Raw genomic sequence first — 14,746 nt, forward strand, 5'->3', positions numbered from 1 at the left:
AATTTAGTAATTAGCTTAAGTTCATAAGAAGTCCCTGAAGGAAGTGTCCCAATTTGTTGGGGCATTTTTTTGTTTTCATACGTTGTTTTAAAGGGGAAAACAAGTACTTTTATTGAAACTTTTTACATAATCGTCCGTAAATTAACTAAAGGTTCATGATACACCTTTAGAAAATAAGGGGGATTATAAATGAGTGTAAAGCGAACGTTATTATTAACAGGTCTAATTCTGCTATCCGCAGTCGCTTTAGTCGTTGTGTTCACTTCTTGGTATACAGTGGACGAATCGGAACAAGCGGTTGTTATTACATTTGGTAATGCAGATGAAACAATAACAGATTCAGGTCTTCATTTTAAAATGCCGTGGCCAATACAAAAGGTTGAAGTTCTATCAAAGGAAACATACAGTTTACAATTCGGCTATGAACAAAATGAAGATGGCGAAATTGAGGCATACGATGATGAAACGAAAATGATAACAGGTGATGAAAACATCGTCTTAACAGACTTAGTCGTTCAGTGGAAAATTACAGATCCAGAAAAATATTTATTTAATGCAGAAAATCCAAAACAAATATTACATAATGCAACGTCCAGTGCTATTCGTTCTATTATAGGTAGTTCTACAATTGATGATGCTTTAACAGATGGGAAGGCAGATGTTGAAGCCGATACGCGAAATTTGCTAGTTAGCCTCATTGAAAAATATGATATAGGCGTAAGTATTTTAGGTGTTAAATTACAAGACGTGGAATTACCAAATGATGAAGTTCGTGCTGCATTTACAGCGGTAACGGATGCCCGAGAAACGAAAAATACGAAAACGAATGAAGCGGAAAAATATAAAAACCAAAAGTTAAGTGAAGCAGAAGGGGAAAAGGATGCGATTATTTCCCGTGCAGAGGGGGAAAAAGTTGCCCGAATCCAGGAAGCTGAAGGGGAAGTAGAAATTTTCAAGAAGTTATATGCCGAATATAAAGGGAATCAAGAAATAACACGTCAACGATTAATTATCGAGACGTTGGAAAATGTGCTGCCAAATACTCAACTTTACATTATGAATGATGATGGTGAAACGTTGAAATATTTACCGTTACAACCGACAACAACTTCTCCTGTAAAGGAAACGGAAGAAACACCGGAACCGACAGCAGAAGCGTCTGAAGGGAGTGATAAACAATGAGCAACAACAAATATGATGGGGATTTAGAAAAGTTTATTAAAGCTTTATTTGGCAATAAAAAGAAAAAAAATGTCGTTGATATAGAAGCGGCAAAGGTGATAAAGGAAAAAAACAACAAACAACCTATTAATGGTCGTCAATTTGCCAAATCAGCCATTTTATTCACAGCCATTTTTGCTGTATTCATTATACTCATTGCCAATATTTATGTTGTAAAGGAAAATGAATACCGCGTCGTTCGCCAATTTGGTGAAGTGGTGAAATATGAAGAAGATCCTGGTTTAAACTTTAAAATACCATTTATTCAAAGTGTTACAACTTTACCGAAAAATTTAATGACGTATGATATGACGGAAGAAGAAATTAACACGCTAGACAAAAAGCGAATTATTATTGATAACTATGCGGTGTGGAGAGTGACAGATCCGAAAGCGCTTATTTCCAATTCTGGTACGTTAATTAATGCGGAATCTCGTATGGAGGAGTTCATTTATTCGGTCCTTCGAAATGAGCTTGGTCAATTAAATTATGACGAAATTATTAATGATGAAAATTCATCTCGAGGTAGTATTAATGAACAAGTAACGAAAAAAGTAAATGAACTTTTAGTAAGTGGGAATTTCGGAATTGAAGTAGTAGACGTACGGATTCGTCGTACCGATTTACCTGAGGAAAACGAACAGTCTGTTTATACACGGATGATTTCTGAACGGGAATCGATTGCACAAAAATACTTGTCAGAAGGGGATGCTGATAAAAATCGTATCGAAGCTCAAACGGACCGACAAGTGAAAGAATTACTTGCAGCTGCTGAAAAGGAAGCCGCTTTAATTAGAGCGGAAGGGGAGTCTCAAGCTGCTCAAATTTATAATAAAGCCTTTTCGGTCGATCCTGAGTTCTATTCTTTATATAGAACGCTAGAGTCGTATAAACAGACGATTGGTGAAGATACAATGATTATTTTACCATCGGATTCTCCTTATGCGAAATTGTTATCGGGATATTTAGAGTAAACTACTGACATCTATAAGTATGGGAAACCATATTTATAGATGTTTTTCTTTTATAGTGTCATATTTTACTACTTTATAATAATATTATTGTTGTTATAATAAAGTTATAATTACTAGAAAGTGAGGTATGGACGTTGAGTAGTATGAATAAATGGATTCAAAATGTATTGCTGGCCTTTATAATGTCTTGTTCGATGACCGCTTTATTTAGTTCAACTCCATACTTTTGGATGAAACTAAATATTTTTCATATACCGATTGTATTTATCGTGGTTTTTTGTTTAACGATTGGAATTGCGGAGGATGTTCGAAACAGCTTTAAAAAAGTGTTTAAATTTGAAAAGAGGAAAGATAAACGTCCGATATGGGAAGTAGGGGTAGGGATGATCTTTTTCTTTTCCCAAGTTGGATTTGTTGAAGTGTTTGGACGCCATTTAATGGGGTATGAATTAGGTGGAATGCCGCTTTACTTCGTTTTTGCCTTCATGAATGCCTTTTTACTAACGGTTATTTACGAAGAACTCTTTTATCCAAAACAATCGAAAATACAAGGTTAATATTTTTCATAAATAACACGTATTGATCGTCATCGTATCAATACGTGTTTTATAATGGAAAAAAGGCTCTATTAAGGATAAAGTAAAATAGAGAAGTTATGAATATAAAGAGATTCTTGAGATAAGTGTGAAGGAGACCCATACATGACAAAAGAAAAGTTATTATTATTAGATGGAAATAGTTTGGCCTATCGAGCATTTTTCGCCTTGCCGTTATTAACGAATGATAGCGGGGTTCATACGAATGCTGTTTATGGTTTTACAACGATGCTTCAAAAAATTTTGGAAGAAGAAAAACCGACGAAAATGCTCGTTGCCTTTGATGCTGGGAAAACGACTTTCCGTCACGAATCGTACGGAGAATACAAAGGTGGACGTCAAAAAACGCCACCAGAACTTTCTGAGCAATTCCCGTATTTACGAAAATTAATCGATGCGTATCAAATTAAACGATACGAAAAGGAACTTTATGAGGCAGACGATATTATCGGCACCCTTGCGAAACAAGCAGAATCTGAAAATATGGACGTAATAATCGTCTCCGGAGATAAAGACTTAACTCAATTAGCTACAGATAAAGTAACTGTCTACATTACCCGTAAAGGGATGACAGATATCGAAAAATATACGCCAAGCCATATTGAAGAAAAATATGGACTTTCTCCCCTTCAAATTATCGATATGAAAGGGTTAATGGGGGATACATCAGATAATATTCCAGGTGTTCCCGGTGTCGGCGAAAAGACAGCCATAAAATTATTAAAGGAATATGGCTCAGTAGAAGCGCTATATGAACAAATTGATGACATGAAAAAATCGAAAATGAAAGAAAAGCTTGTGGAAAACGAAGAACAAGCGAAAATGTCAAAGAAACTGGCGACTATTTTTACTGAGGCACCGATCGATATTTCATTGGAAGATTTAAATTATCCGGGACCAAATGAAGAAGAAGTTTTAAATGTTTGGCAAGAACTATCCTTTAAATCGTTAATTGAGAAAAGTGATTTCCAAATGGAAGAAAAGGAAACGGCTGAATTAGTCTTTGACATCGTAACAGACGTGACACCAGACATGTTAAAGGATGTTATGGCTGTTCATGTTGAGTTGGAAAATGAACATTATCATACATGCCGTATTTTAGGATTAGGTTTCACTGATGGAACGAAAAACTTTTATATCTCCTTTGAAGATATGAAAAATAATGAAACGATTAAAAATTGGCTCGAAGATGAATCAAAGATTAAATATATGTCTGATAGTAAAGCGGCCCAAGCGATTTTAAACCGTATTAATATTGAATTGCGCGGTGTCGACTTCGATTTAGTTTTAGCGACATACATTGTAAATCCAGCAGTATCGGGCGATGATCTTGCTACATTAGCAAAAGAATATGGCTATTCGGATGTACAAGCGAATGAAACGATTTATGGGAAAGGAGCAAAATGGACTGTACCAGCAATGGAAGTGTTGGCGGAACATGTTTGTCGTAAAGCCTTTGCCATTTGGTCATTACAACCGGTCGTAGAAGAAAAGCTAAAAGAAAATGAACAGTTTGACTTATATCATAATTTAGAGCTTCCTTTAGCTTCCATCCTTGGAATTATGGAAAGCGAAGGGGTTAAAGTGAATATTTCTACATTGGAAAAAATGGGCGGAGAATTAGAACAAAAAATTTCTGCTTTAGAGAAGGAAATATATGAACTTGCAGGAGAGAAGTTTAACATTAATTCACCGAAGCAATTAGGCGTTATTTTATTTGAAAAATTAGGCCTTCCTGTTGTGAAGAAAACAAAAACAGGCTATTCCACTGCTGCCGATGTATTAGAAAAGCTCCAATCGGAACACAAAATCGTTAAATATATATTAGATTATCGTCAATTAGCTAAATTACAATCCACTTATATTGAAGGGTTAATAAAAGAAGTACACAGCGATGATAGTAAAGTTCATACAAGATTCCAACAAGCCCTAACAGCTACTGGAAGGCTAAGTTCAACGGATCCAAACCTTCAAAATATCCCGATTCGTTTAGAAGAAGGGAGAAAAATTAGACAAGCCTTTGTGCCATCAAAGGAAGGCTGGGTTTTATTTGCAGCCGACTATTCTCAAATCGAATTGCGTGTGTTAGCCCATATGTCAAAGGATGAAAATTTAGTAGATGCCTTTATTCAAGGTATGGATATCCATACGCGTACAGCGATGGATGTATTCCATGTGTCAGAGGAAGATGTAACAGCTAATATGCGTCGTGCAGCTAAAGCGGTTAACTTCGGTATTGTGTACGGAATTAGTGATTACGGTTTATCTCAAAACCTTGATATAACACGAAAAGAAGCTGGCGAATTTATAGATAAATATTTGCAAAGTTTCCCTGGTGTAAAAGAATATATGGACAGAATTGTGCAAGAAGCGAAATTAAATGGCTTTGTTACAACGATTTTAAATCGTCGCCGATATTTACCAGATATAACATCTAGAAACTTTAACTTGCGCAGTTTTGCTGAACGAACAGCTATGAATACACCGATCCAAGGTAGTGCAGCTGATATTATTAAAAAAGCAATGATTGATATGGATGCCCGTTTAAAACAAGAAGGTTTACAAACAAAAATGTTATTACAAGTGCACGATGAATTAATTTTTGAAGCACCGAAAGAGGAAATTGAAATTTTAGAGCGAATTGTACCAGAAGTAATGGAACATGCCATCGAGCTAGCTGTCCCATTAAAAGTTGATTTCTCATACGGGCATACATGGTACGACGCGAAATAAGGAAGTGGGATTATGCCTGAATTACCAGAGGTAGAAGGTGTTGTTCGAGAACTAGTGCCTACAGTAGAAGGAAAAACAATCGAACGCGTCAAACTATCCGATACGATCTTCACTTCTTGGGGAGCAGGGAAGCAATGTATTGTTAAAAACATGGATCCCCATCTATTTGAAGAAGTAATGCAAGGAATGAAAATTAATACAATTACTAGAAGATCGAAATATATTTATTTTCATATTGAAAAAGGGGAAGAACGATATCTTTTCGTCAATCATCTAGGAATGACGGGTGCTTGGTTTGTAGTCAAATCGTTGGCCGAAATTGGGGAGGAAAAATTTCGTAAACATGTGCATGCCATTTTTTATTTGACGACAGGAGAACTTCTTGTCTATTCAGATATACGCCGATTTGGTGAAATGCGATTTATGACAAAAATTGAGGAGCATCCCCCCCTTCTTCAAATGGCACCGGAACCATTTGAAGATGATGCTTGTGATTACTTTCTAAATAAATGTGAGCTTCCAAAGTATCAAAATAAGCCGATCAAAGAAGTAATCATGGATGGCCAAGTGATTTCAGGGTGTGGCAATATTTATGCAACGGAATCATTATTTAAAATGGGGATCCATCCGGCTAGGAAGACGAATCGCATTAGTAGAAAAAGAAAAATAGAATTATTTGAAGTGATCCGCGCCATTTTACTAGAAAGTATCGAAAGGGGCGGTTCAACGATTTCAGATTATCGTAATATAAATGGGGAAGCAGGTAGTATGCAACATCGCTTAAAAATGTATGGGAAGAAAAATTGTCCTACCTGTGGCACGTTAACAAAATCGTTGGTCATTGGGGGTCGTACTTCGGTCTTTTGTCCAAAATGCCAACATTAAAAGGTGTGTTGAGAAATGATTATTGGATTAACTGGAAGTATTGCTAGTGGAAAAAGTACGGTTGCAAAGATGTTGAAAGATTATGGTCTTCCAATTGTCGATGCCGATTTAGTAGCAAGAGTAGTTGTTGAACCGGGAACACCGACATTACAAAAAATAGTGGAAGCCTTTGGTGAGGTCGCGTTAACGGAAGATGGGGCGATGAATCGTCAAAAAATCGGAGAAATGATTTTCAATGATGAAGAACAACGTAAACGATTGAATCGTATAATTCATCCTGCAATACGTCAAGAAATGTTGCGTCAGAGAGATGAACATATCGCAAAGGGTGCCCAAACGGTTATTATGGATATTCCATTGTTATTCGAAAGTAAACTTCAACATTTTGTAGATAAAATTTTAGTTGTCTCAGTTACGGAAGACACACAGCTAAAACGATTAATGGAGCGAAATCAGTTAAGTGAACAGGAAGCAACCGCACGCATTTCGAGCCAATTACCTTTATCGGTAAAAGAACAAGGTGCTGATGCGGTGATTAATAATAATGGCACAATCGAAGAAACGGCGGAACAATTACAACGTATTTTACGCAATTGGGAAGTCATTGAATAAAAGAACTTTAAAAGACTTGGTTTTATACCCAAGTCTTTTTTATTTATTATTTTCAGAAAATAGAAATTTTTTAAATCTACAAGAAATATGTTCACCTTTTTATTAAATGTGCTATACTAATTATGAGAAAAAGATAACCTTATTAAAACGTAAATACAGGGGGATATATATATAATGACAGTTTCTATTGCTATTAATGGCTTTGGCCGTATTGGACGCATGGTTTTCCGCCAAGCAATTGTACAAGATGAATTTAATGTTGTAGCGATCAATGCGAGCTACCCATCTGAAACGTTAGCACATTTAATTAAGTATGACACAAATCATGGCAAATTTGAAGGTACTGTTGAAACTGAAGAAAACGCTTTAATTGTTAATGGCAAACGAGTTCAACTTATTAGTGAGCGCGATCCTATTAAATTACCTTGGAAACAACTCGGTGTTGATATCGTTATTGAAGCGACAGGGAAGTTTAACGACCGTGATAAAGCTGCGATGCATTTAGAAGCAGGTGCAAAAAAAGTCATTTTAACTGCTCCAGGTAAAAATGAAGATATTACAGTTGTAATGGGTGTAAATGATGACTTGTTAGATATGGATCAACATGATGTTATTTCTAACGCATCTTGTACAACAAACTGTTTAGCTCCTGTAGCGAAAGTGTTAAACGATACATTTGGTATTGAAAGCGGGTTAATGACGACTGTTCACGCTTATACAAATGATCAAAAAAATATCGACAATCCACATAAAGATTTACGCCGTGCCCGCGCATGTGCTGAATCGATCATTCCAACTTCAACAGGTGCTGCAAAAGCTCTATCTTTAGTGTTACCAGAGTTAAAAGGGAAATTACATGGTATGGCGTTACGTGTACCGACATCAAACGTTTCTCTTGTAGACCTTGTTGTTGATTTGAAAAAGGATGTCACAATTGAAGATGTAAACAACGCATTCAAAGCTGCAGCTGAAGGCCCATTAAAAGGAATTTTAAATTTCACGATGGAACCTTTAGTTTCAACTGATTATAATACAACGACTTATTCTTCAACAGTTGATGGTCCATTAACAATGGTAATGGGTAGTCGCAAAGTGAAAGTACTTGCTTGGTACGATAATGAGTGGGGTTACTCAGCACGTGTTGTTGATTTAACAAAGAAAATTGCAAAAGCTTTAGAAGTAGTAGTAGCTTAATTAAACCAATTAGTTGAGATAGGATAGGAGTAAATGCTCCTATCCCTTTTTTTATTTGTCAAAATATATTAAAATGTAGTTTTGCATACACAAAGAAGAGCTATTTTTCTAGAACAACTAGATTTGTTATAATAAGATTACTAATTAAAAGTGAGACGGGAGAAAAATTTTTATGAGATGTCCAGATTGTCAATATAATGGAACAAGGGTAGTGGATTCAAGGCCAGTAGATGACAATAAAGAAATTCGCCGAAGACGTGAGTGTGAGTCTTGTGGCTTTCGTTTTACAACCTTTGAAAAAATCGAGGAAACACCTTTAATTGTCGTTAAAAAGGATGGTTCCAGGGAAGAATTTAGTCGGGAAAAAGTATTGCGTGGTTTAATTCGAGCATGTGAAAAACGGCCGGTCGCTTTAGAAACGTTAGAGGGGATTGTCCTAACTATTGAAAAGGATTTAAGAAGAATAGGCAATTCGGAAGTCCGTTCGGAAGATGTAGGAGAAAAGGTCATGGATTTATTGGCACATGAGGATGAAGTCGCTTATGTTCGATTTGCCTCTGTTTATCGTCAATTTAAAGATATCAACGTCTTTATTTCTGAGTTGAAAGAATTGCTACATCGCCAAACGGATATAAAAAAATGAATGTGTGGAGGGAATTAAATGGTTCATTTGTATAAAGAAGTGCAGCCTACAGATCATTTTGAAATTAGTCTCCCTCAATTTCTTTCAACAAATGAACGCCAACTGTTAACATTATTTTATCAACCGTTGACAGGTCCTGAACCAATTAGTCTCTATTTAACTTTATGGGCAGAAGGGGAAGATTTACATACTACGCCTATGACCCATTATTATTTAATGAACGTTTTAAATATGTCTATTGGAAAAGTGTTTGAAGCACGTATTGCTTTAGAGGCGATCGGATTACTTCGTACATGGCGAAAGGATGAGGAAGATAGTCGCCATTTTATATACGAATTAATCCGACCCCTTGATGCCCATTCCTTTTTCCAAGACCCATTGTTATCGATGTTTTTATTTTCAAAAATTGGGGAACAGGCATATCGGAAATTGCGAAGACGTTTTATTAAACCGATGAATAAACAATCCTTTAAGGAAGTATCCCGTTCGTTTATGGATGTGTACAAGCCTGTCCATACGAATATACCAAAGGATGTAATAGAGGCAAATAGTAATAATCCAAATCAAAATTATCCTTTTTACTATGAGCAATTTGATTTTAATTTGTTAATGTCTGGTCTTTCAGAAAATCTGATTCCTTCCAGTAGTATTACTACGGATGTGAAGGAAGTGATAGCAAAACTGGCATTTTTATATCATTTATCCCCGTTGGATATGCAAAAGGTTGTGATTTTAGCATTGGATGATAATATGCAAGTTTCTCATGACCGATTAAAAAAGGCGGCAGCAGATTATTATAAATTAACTTTATCGAAGGAAGCGCCAAAGCTAGAGAAAACCTTTGTTCAAAGGGAACATCCAATGCCCGAAAAAATATCAAAGGAACAAGAGTTACAATTGTATTTGGAAACGACTCCACCCCTTCAAGTGTTAAAGGATATTAATAATGGGAAGGAACCTTTACCATCTTCGGTTCAATTGGCGGAAGATTTAATTGTGAAACATGGGATGCCCGTTGGTGTAGTCAATGTATTGTTGGAGTATGTTATGCTAACAACGGATATGAAGCTTCCTCGAAAATATGTTGAAAGAATTGCAGATCATTGGATGAGGAAAAATTTAAAGACTGCAAAAGAAGCGATGGAATTAGCTCGTACGGAACGGGATAAATATACGAAGTGGAAAAATGAAAACGACAATAAAACTCAAGTGGCTACTTCCGGCTATAAAAAGCAAGCGAGGGCAAGTAAAGAAATCATTCCGGAATGGTTTTACAAAAGGAATGAAGAAAATAGTGAAAACGAGCAACAAGAACAGAAAGCTATTGATTTTGAGCAAGAGCGTTTGAAAATATTAAAAAAACTTGGTGTACAAGATGGGCAGGTGAACTAACATCGAACCGATTAATCAATCATTAAAAAGAACAATTAAAGTACCGTCCTTTGAAGAACGATACAACCAAATTCGTCGTGAAATATTGGAAAACCGTGAGATTCAACAATTTCTAGCAGAAAATGATCAAATCGTAACGACAGATATGGTCGATAGAAGTTTACCTAAATTACAGGAATATATTAGTCAATCGATTGATTGTTGTCATTGTGGCAATACGGAAAATTGTACAAACTATTTAAAAGGCTTTGTACCAAAATTATATATTTCGCAAAATACGATAGATGTTCGTTATGAAAGATGTCAGCAAAAAATACTTGAAGATGAACGCCGGGAAGTTGAACAGATGATTTCTAGTATGCATATGCCAAAGGATGTATTAAGTGCAACATTGAAAGATTTACAAATTGATCATACGTCCCGTGTCAATATTGCCAATAAAGCGGCAGATTTTATTGCTCAATATAAAAGCACGAATGAACTGCCTACAAAAGGTTTTTACTTATATGGTCAGTTTGGTGTTGGAAAATCCTTTGTACTAGGTGCGATTGCTAACGAATTAGCAACTTTAAAAATTCAATCCGTCGTCGTTTTCGTTCCTGAATTTTTACGGGAAATGAAAAATTCCATTCATGATCAATCGTTAAATGAAAAAGTGGATTATGTGAAACGGGCCCAAGTGCTCATGCTGGATGATATAGGTGCAGAAACATTATCCAGTTGGGCTAGAGATGAAATACTCGGTACCATTTTACATTATCGTATGAGTGAACAGCTCCCAACTTTCATTACTTCTAACTTTGACTATAAAGGCTTAGAACACCATTTAGCACAAAATTCCCGTGGTGACGTTGAAGTGATTAAAGCTGCCCGCATAATGGAACGTATTCGTGCTATTACAGTACCTATTGAAATGGGCGGAAAAAATCGTCGCCACGAAAATTAAAATATTCATCTTTCGTAGTTGCATTTTTGCGACTTCGGGCGTATACTTTCTTAATAATTAATCTAAATATGCAAGCTTTGAAAAGGACAACAAGTTTGTGAGACGACTTTTAGAGAGGGAAGCCTTGGCTGGGAGCTTCCTAGTACGACACATTCTTTACTACCTTGGAGCTTTAGCAGGGATAATCTGCTAACGTCAATCGGTACGTTAACCGACCTAGAGCTTCGTCTGAAACGTTTGTTTCGGAAGGAAGAAGGGTGGAACCACGAGCATACGCGTCGTCCCTTTACGAGGGATGGCGCTTTTTTTATTGAAAAAGGCTTTGTAAGTTCTAATTGTTTCCCTTTCAAAAAGCTGCAAATTTACCATATAAATCTTAAAGGAGAGAAACAACATGTCAGAAGTAATTCAATTAACTTTCCCTGATGGCGCCGTAAAGGAATTTTCGCGCGGTACTTCGACAGCGGATGTAGCTGGTTCGATTAGTCCAGGACTTAAAAAACAAGCTTTAGCTGGTAAATTAAACGGCACACTGATTGATTTAAAAACACCAATTGAAGAAGATGGTGCAATTGAAATTATTACACCAAAATCCGAGGAAGCATTGGAAATTTTGCGTCACTCCACTGCTCACTTAACAGCACAAGCATTGAAACGTTTATATCCTGGTATTAAATTAGGAATTGGTCCAGTCATTGAAGGTGGTTTTTACTATGATGTAGATTCGCCAGAGCCAATTTCTACAGAGGATTTCCCTAAAATTGAAAAGGAAATGAAAAAAATCATTTCTGAAAACATCGAAATTGAACGAAAAAATGTTTCTCGTGATGAAGCGCAAAAAATTTATGAAGAAGTTGGCGACGAATATAAATTAGAATTGTTAGAAGCTATTCCAGCGGATGAACAAGTGTCTATTTACTACCAAGGTGACTTTTTTGACCTTTGCCGAGGAATTCATGTACCGTCTACAGGAAAACTAAAAGAATTCAAATTATTATCGATAGCAGGTGCTTATTGGAGAGGAAACTCTGATAACAAAATGCTTCAACGAATTTACGGTACTGCTTTCTTCAACAAAGAAGATTTAAAACAACATCTTCAAATGTTAGAAGAAGCGAAAGAGCGTGATCACCGTAAAATTGGGAAAGAATTAGAATTATTTACACTATCTCAAACAGTAGGTCAAGGTTTACCTTTATGGTTACCAAATGGGGCAACGATTCGTCGAATTGTGGAACGCTATATTGTTGATAAAGAAGTAAAACTGGGTTACAAACATGTTTATACACCAGTATTAGGGTCTAAAAAACTATATGAAACTTCTGGCCACTGGGGTCATTATCAAGAAGATATGTTCCCACCGATGGAAATGGATAACGAAACATTAGTTTTACGTCCAATGAACTGTCCGCATCATATGATGGTATACAAATCTTCTATGCATTCATACCGTGAGTTGCCAATCCGTATTGCGGAGCTTGGTACAATGCATCGTTATGAATCATCAGGTGGATTATCTGGGCTGCAACGTGTGCGTGGAATGACTTTAAACGATTCTCATATTTTCGTTCGTCCAGACCAAATTAAAGAAGAGTTTAAAAAAGTTGTGGAATTAATTTTAGATGTCTATAAAGATTTCAATTTAACAAATTATAAATTCCGTTTATCCTACCGTGATCCTGCTGATACTGAAAAATATTATGATGACGATGAGATGTGGGAAAAAGCGCAAAGTATGTTAAGAGAAGCGATGGATGATATGGGGCTGGAATATTATGAAGCTGAAGGCGAAGCGGCTTTCTATGGTCCAAAATTAGACGTTCAAGTGAAAACTGCAATCGGTAAAGATGAAACATTATCAACTGTTCAACTGGATTTCTTACAACCAGAACGCTTTGATTTAACTTATGTAGGAGAAGATGGAAAACAACATCGTCCAGTCGTTATTCACCGTGGTGTTGTATCAACAATGGAACGTTTCGTTGCCTTCTTAATCGAAGAATATAAGGGAGCTTTCCCAACTTGGTTAGCACCTGTTCAAGTGGAAATTATTCCAGTATCCAATGAAGTTCACTTTGACTATGCAAAACAAATCGAAGAAAAACTAATGCAAGCTGGCATTCGAGTAGAAATGGATTACCGTGAAGAAAAACTAGGGTATAAAATCCGCGAAGCTCAAATGAAGAAAATCCCTTACATGCTCGTATTAGGGGACAAAGAAATGGAAGCAGGAGACGTTAACATTCGCCGTTACGGCTCAAAAGATTCGGAAACTGTTTCCTTCGAAAGTTTCTTAGAAAGCATTAAAGCAGAAGCAGTAAAATAAATATCTTGTACGAGAATGGTTCAACTTTTTGGACCATTCTTTTTTATCATCTTTCGATCGGGAAATGCAAAAAGATTATCGACAAAAAGTTCATCGTGTTGTAAAATCATAAAGGCAAATAAATCATAGATGAAATTTTGTTGACATCGTAAATCAACAATGATATGATTATTTAGGTTATGAATACAGTTTGTGGTTGAAGTAGAGGCTGCCCGCTTCTCACCTGAATGACGCAATTGCAGTTAACAGGTATTAACACGTTGAATTAATTACGCTGTCTTAGAGCGTATGTATATATAGCGGGCGGACATCTTCTGAAATGTCCGTCCTTTTTTTATGGACATACTTAGGAAGTGTACCGTTCAACCGGGCGTTTTTGCTCTTAATCTCATGTATTCGCGACACAACCTTGGAGGTGGATTCGTATTAGCAAAGACATGTATGTAAACGAAGGCATTCGCTCACGTGAACTTCGTGTAATCGACCATAATGGTGATCAGCTTGGAGTTAAAACTCGTAATGAAGCGTTAGAAATTGCCGCTCGTGCAAACTTGGATCTTGTCCTTGTGGCCCCTCAAGCTAAGCCACCAGTCGCACGTATCATGGACTATGGTAAGTTTAAGTTTGAACAGCAAAAGAAAGATCGTGAAATTCGTAAAAATCAAAAAGTCATCAATATGAAGGAAGTTCGTTTAAGTCCAACAATTGATGAGCATGATTTCCAAACGAAATTACGTAATGCAATTAAATTCCTAGAAAAGGGCGACAAAGTAAAATGTTCTTTACGTTTTAAAGGTCGTGCTATTACTCATAAGGAAATTGGGCAACGTGTTTTAGATCGTTTTGCTGAAGCTTGTGCCGAAGTATCGACGGTTGAACAAAAACCGAAGATGGAAGGCCGAAGCATGTTCTTAGTTCTTCAACCAAAGAACGAGAAAAAGTAATATTGACGAATAGTTTAGGAGGAAATTCGAAATGCCAAAAATGAAAACTCACCGTGGCGCTGCGAAGCGTTTCAAAAAAACGGGCAAAGGAAAATTAAAATTTGACCGTGCTTATGGTAGCCACTTATTCGCTAACAAATCTACAAAACAAAAACGTCACCTACGTAAAGCAAAAGTTGCGTCATCTGGTGATTTCAAACGTATTAAATCTTTATTAACTTACATGAAATAATTTCGTTTATGTAATAAATGTACGTATTTAAATTAAATATTCGGAAGA

Annotated in this window: 13 protein-coding genes and 1 other annotated feature; all 13 genes read left to right on the plus strand. The window is 36.3% G+C overall.

The window, feature by feature from the left end; genetic code table 11:
- Positions 1–189 precede the first annotated feature (189 nt).
- Complete coding sequence (hflK, locus tag EC501_RS04590) at positions 190–1,182, plus strand: FtsH protease activity modulator HflK (protein ID WP_122971123.1); 993 nt, start codon at positions 190–192, stop codon at positions 1,180–1,182.
- Positions 1,179–2,195: a protease modulator HflC gene (gene hflC, locus EC501_RS04595; RefSeq protein WP_122971124.1), complete on the plus strand. Its 1,017-nt coding sequence runs from the start codon at positions 1,179–1,181 to the stop codon at positions 2,193–2,195. Before hflK ends, hflC begins: the two co-directional genes overlap by 4 nt.
- 143 nt (positions 2,196–2,338) lie before the next feature.
- Positions 2,339–2,752 carry a DNA polymerase I gene (locus EC501_RS04600; RefSeq protein WP_122971125.1) on the plus strand — a complete coding sequence of 138 codons (414 nt, stop codon included), beginning with the start codon at positions 2,339–2,341 and terminating at the stop codon, positions 2,750–2,752.
- A gap of 144 nt (positions 2,753–2,896) precedes the next feature.
- Positions 2,897–5,524, plus strand: a complete 2,628-nt coding sequence (gene polA / locus EC501_RS04605) for a DNA polymerase I (protein WP_122971126.1) — start codon at positions 2,897–2,899, stop codon at positions 5,522–5,524.
- Between the two features lie 12 nt (positions 5,525–5,536).
- Entirely contained in the window at positions 5,537–6,409 is an 873-nt protein-coding gene (mutM, locus tag EC501_RS04610) for a bifunctional DNA-formamidopyrimidine glycosylase/DNA-(apurinic or apyrimidinic site) lyase (RefSeq protein WP_122971127.1), read from the plus strand.
- A gap of 15 nt (positions 6,410–6,424) precedes the next feature.
- Positions 6,425–7,021 carry a dephospho-CoA kinase gene (coaE, locus tag EC501_RS04615; RefSeq protein ID WP_122971128.1) on the plus strand — a complete coding sequence of 199 codons (597 nt, stop codon included), beginning with the start codon at positions 6,425–6,427 and terminating at the stop codon, positions 7,019–7,021.
- 174 nt (positions 7,022–7,195) lie between these two features.
- Positions 7,196–8,215, plus strand: coding sequence for a glyceraldehyde-3-phosphate dehydrogenase (locus EC501_RS04620; RefSeq protein WP_122971129.1), 1,020 nt, complete (start codon positions 7,196–7,198; stop codon positions 8,213–8,215).
- A 172-nt stretch (positions 8,216–8,387) separates the two neighbouring features.
- The gene (gene nrdR / locus EC501_RS04625; RefSeq protein WP_122971130.1) at positions 8,388–8,858 is read left to right on the plus strand and encodes a transcriptional regulator NrdR; all 471 of its coding nucleotides are present in this window, start codon (positions 8,388–8,390) and stop codon (positions 8,856–8,858) included.
- An 18-nt stretch (positions 8,859–8,876) separates the two neighbouring features.
- Positions 8,877–10,250 carry a replication initiation and membrane attachment family protein gene (locus EC501_RS04630; protein WP_122971131.1) on the plus strand — a complete coding sequence of 458 codons (1,374 nt, stop codon included), beginning with the start codon at positions 8,877–8,879 and terminating at the stop codon, positions 10,248–10,250.
- Position 10,251: 1 nt separating this feature from the next.
- A complete protein-coding gene (dnaI, locus tag EC501_RS04635; RefSeq protein WP_122971132.1) occupies positions 10,252–11,196 on the plus strand; it encodes a primosomal protein DnaI in 945 nt (314 codons plus the stop codon).
- Positions 11,197–11,590: 394 nt separating this feature from the next.
- On the plus strand, positions 11,591–13,522 hold the full coding sequence (gene thrS / locus EC501_RS04640; RefSeq protein WP_122971133.1) for a threonine--tRNA ligase: 1,932 nt from the start codon (positions 11,591–11,593) through the stop codon (positions 13,520–13,522).
- Between the two features lie 193 nt (positions 13,523–13,715).
- Positions 13,716–13,863, plus strand: a sequence feature (ribosomal protein L20 leader region).
- Between the two features lie 96 nt (positions 13,864–13,959).
- Positions 13,960–14,466: a translation initiation factor IF-3 gene (gene infC / locus EC501_RS04645; protein WP_122971134.1), complete on the plus strand. Its 507-nt coding sequence runs from the start codon at positions 13,960–13,962 to the stop codon at positions 14,464–14,466.
- A gap of 31 nt (positions 14,467–14,497) precedes the next feature.
- Positions 14,498–14,698, plus strand: coding sequence for a 50S ribosomal protein L35 (rpmI, locus tag EC501_RS04650; protein WP_122971135.1), 201 nt, complete (start codon positions 14,498–14,500; stop codon positions 14,696–14,698).
- The last annotated feature ends 48 nt before the right edge of the window (positions 14,699–14,746 follow it).

Source organism: Lysinibacillus halotolerans, assembly GCF_003711845.1.
Lineage (GTDB): Bacteria > Bacillota > Bacilli > Bacillales_A > Planococcaceae > Ureibacillus > Ureibacillus halotolerans.